This is a genomic window from Parapedobacter composti (genome assembly GCF_900112315.1).
GTDB classification, from domain to species: Bacteria; Bacteroidota; Bacteroidia; order Sphingobacteriales; family Sphingobacteriaceae; genus Parapedobacter; species Parapedobacter composti.
Map to the genome: position 1 here is coordinate 1 of NZ_FOLL01000043.1, position 2,970 is coordinate 2,970.

Annotated in this window: 3 protein-coding genes; all 3 read right to left on the reverse strand. The window is 57.4% G+C overall.

Translation table 11 applies throughout. The annotated features are described in order from the left end of the window. Positions 1-161 precede the first annotated feature (161 nt). Positions 162-995, reverse strand: a complete 834-nt coding sequence (istB, locus tag BM030_RS19415; protein WP_090975256.1) for an IS21-like element helper ATPase IstB — start codon at positions 993-995, stop codon at positions 162-164. A gap of 32 nt (positions 996-1,027) precedes the next feature. Further along, positions 1,028-2,470: an IS21 family transposase gene (gene istA, locus BM030_RS19420; protein ID WP_090975257.1), complete on the reverse strand. Its 1,443-nt coding sequence runs from the start codon at positions 2,468-2,470 to the stop codon at positions 1,028-1,030. A gap of 83 nt (positions 2,471-2,553) precedes the next feature. After that, positions 2,554-2,802 carry an IS66 family insertion sequence element accessory protein TnpA gene (tnpA, locus tag BM030_RS19425; protein ID WP_139215968.1) on the reverse strand — a complete coding sequence of 83 codons (249 nt, stop codon included), beginning with the start codon at positions 2,800-2,802 and terminating at the stop codon, positions 2,554-2,556. Between the last annotated feature and the right edge of the window lie 168 nt (positions 2,803-2,970).

Consider the following 2,970-nt stretch of genomic DNA (forward strand, 5'->3'; position numbering starts at 1 on the left):
ATAATAACGGTGCGAGGAACCCAGCGAAAACATCAGGCAAGGGCAATCAGCCTGGACAATAGTCCAAGGTCCGCCGAAGGCACTTCCAGCCGCACTGTCACTTATCAATAAAATGCCGCCGGGTATTCTCAATAAAATGCCGCCACTAATATCACAAAAAATCAGTCATTTGCAACTTCCTTTTCGCTGCCTGTTTCTTCGGCGACCACCTTCTTTGGCCGGCCCCTTTTGGGTTGCTGGCCGTCGTCCTCACCGAAGAGCCCCTGGAGCTCCATCAGGTTCTTCACCCGGTAGCTTGATCCGGTCAGTTTCACGATGACCGCATGGTGCACGATCCGGTCAATGATAGCCGAGGCGATGACCCTGTCCCCGAACAGTGCGCCCCAGTCCTCGAAGTTACGGTTGGTGGTGATGACCACCGATCCGGTTTCGTAACGCCTGCGGATGATTTCAAAGAAGTCTTCCATGCTGTTCTGCGGCATTTTCTTGAACCCCAGCTCGTCCAGTATGAGCAGGTCCGGCTTCAGATAGCGCTGCATGGTGGCCTGGTAGGAGCCATCGGCCCGTGAGGCATACAGCCTGTCAACCATTTCGTTGGTGTGCACGAAGAGCACCTTTTTGCCCCGTTTCACCGCTTCCAGCCCTATGGCATGTGCCAGGTGTGTTTTGCCCACGCCGGGCTTGCCCATGAATACCGCGTTGTGCCGCTGTTCGATGAACCGGCATGAGGCCAGCTCGTAGACCTGCCTTTTATCGAGCTGGGGCTGGTAGGTGAAGTCGTAGGTGTCGAGCACTTTCTGGGTGTCGAGGCGCGAGTCCCTGAGCCTTGAACGGTAGCCGTTCGCCTGCCGGCTTGCCGATTCGTCTTCCACAAGGAGTTCCAGGAACTCCAGGTAGGTGGTCTGGTTGGCCAGCGCATGCCTGTTGCGCATTTCCAGCCCCTCTGCCATGGCAGGCATTTTCAGGGCGCGTAACTGTGATTTGAGTGTTTCCATTTTATCTGTCAGTGATTGTTAATGTTTTCCGTTCATCCCTGGGTGATCCTGTCGTACATGCCCAGCTCATGGCCGTACTCCTGGGAGTAGTCCGGCCGGGGCAGGGTGTCTTCCCGCTGGCGGTACAGGCCGCCCTCGCAGATCCTTTTCACCTGCTGGTAGCCGACGGCCCCGTAATGCAGGGCGCGCCGGCATGAGGCGTCGATGGCCTCATCGCTGAACCGCTTGCGCAGGCTGAGTATCCCCCGCGTCATGGGGGTCCAATGCGTGGGCACCTGCTCCAGAAGCGCCGCGAACATCCGTACCGCATGGGGGCCTATGGCGGCCATGCGGCGCTGGTATTCCTCCCGGAAGACCATCCGCTTGCCCTCCGGCCGGTGGTCCTGCATCGATACATACACCCCGATCTCATGGGAGATGCTGTGCGTGGCGATCTGGGCGCGCTCATGGTAGACACGCAGCAGCGTCCCGTTACTTTCCAGCCTTACCTGCAGCCCGGCGTAGCCCGCCGGCACCGAATAATAGTTGTGCCGGTAGGTGACGTGGGCCATCCTGGTGACCCGCCGCCCGGTGACCTCGCTAATCTGGTAGCGATGGGACGGCAGTGCCCCCAGCGCCTCCCGCTCCACCGAGTGGAAAACCGACGCCGGAACCCGCCGCGTGGTGCCGTGGACACGTTTGTTGCAGATCTCTTCATTCCAGACCCGCAGGGCACATATCAGTTCCTCGTAGCCCTCCCCTTCGAAGCCCTTCAGGAAGTTGTTCTTCACGTATTTGATGGCCGACTCGACCTTGCCCTTGTCCTGCGGGCGTTCCGGACGGCAGGCGATGCCCGCACAGCCGTAATAGGCCAGGAAAGACGAGTACTGTTCCTGAAGAAGCGGCTCGTAAAGGTCCGGCGTGGTCACTCCTGATTTCAGGTTGTCAAGCTTGACTGTCCTGGGAACGCCCCCGAAATACTCAAAAGCCTTGATATGGCAGTCCAGGAACTCGGTGACCCGCTGGGTGGTCACCACGCGGTAATACGAATACCGGCTGTGGGAGAGCACCATCGCGAATACCCATACCTTGACCGCACGGCCGTTGCGCCGGAACTGCCCCAGGTAACCGAAGTCGACCTGGCATTCCTCGCCCGGCGCACTGTGGAGCGGAACATAAACCTCCCGCTTCTTCAGCCGTTCCACACTCCGTGCAACGCTGGGGTAGGATACATTCACGCCGTGCTTCTCAACCAGCTTACGGTGGATAAGAACCGCGCTCAGGCCCGATTCATGGTACGTGGATATCTCTTGCTCGTAATCGTCAAGCACTTTTACCCGCACCTGTTCGCCGGGACCCTCCATGCCCTCGGACAGCGCCCTGGCTATCCGGGACACCGTCTTGCGGCACATCCCAAGGTCCCTGGCGATCTCTCGCTGCGACCTGCCCTGTGCCAATAGTGTTTTTATTGTATGATACATCGCCACTTTGTACATAATGCCGAAGGTTGGTTTCCTCCGACAAGTTAATCCTTAACCGCTTTGGGTGGCGGCATTTTATTGAGAATCGGTGGCGGTGTTTACGTGATAATTAACAGCACACCGTTGGGATAGATAACCGACAAGACAGGATGGCCTGCCGCCCTGGTGGGTGAACCCATCGGAATAAAACCGCTATCCCCGGCGGATTGCTCCTCCTTCCAGCGGCTGATCCAATAACTGAACTTGCCCAGGGTGATGCCATGCTGCAGGCAGAACTCCTGCCGGGTCAAACCACTCTCACGCCACTGGCCAACAAGGGTAAACATGTAATCTCTACGCTCTTTCATAAATATATTATTTTGGGCGTAAAGCTAAAGACGATCAATTAATCAGAAAATATGCAGTTGGTCGGGCGGATACAGCAAAGCGGCGATTGCCTCAAAGGGTAAAACAGCCCCTGACCAAGCCCATGTTGCCCAATGATGCCTGGTCGGTGGACTTTATGAGCGACGCAC

What these genes read in the sequence shown, in the direction of transcription:
- istB (WP_090975256.1), bottom strand. Translation starts at nt 995, where the DNA reads ATGGAAACACTCAAATCACAGTTACGCGCCCTGAAAATGCCTGCCATG.
- istA (WP_090975257.1), bottom strand. Translation starts at nt 2,470, where the DNA reads ATGTACAAAGTGGCGATGTATCATACAATAAAAACACTATTGGCACAG.
- tnpA (WP_139215968.1), bottom strand. Translation starts at nt 2,802, where the DNA reads ATGAAAGAGCGTAGAGATTACATGTTTACCCTTGTTGGCCAGTGGCGT.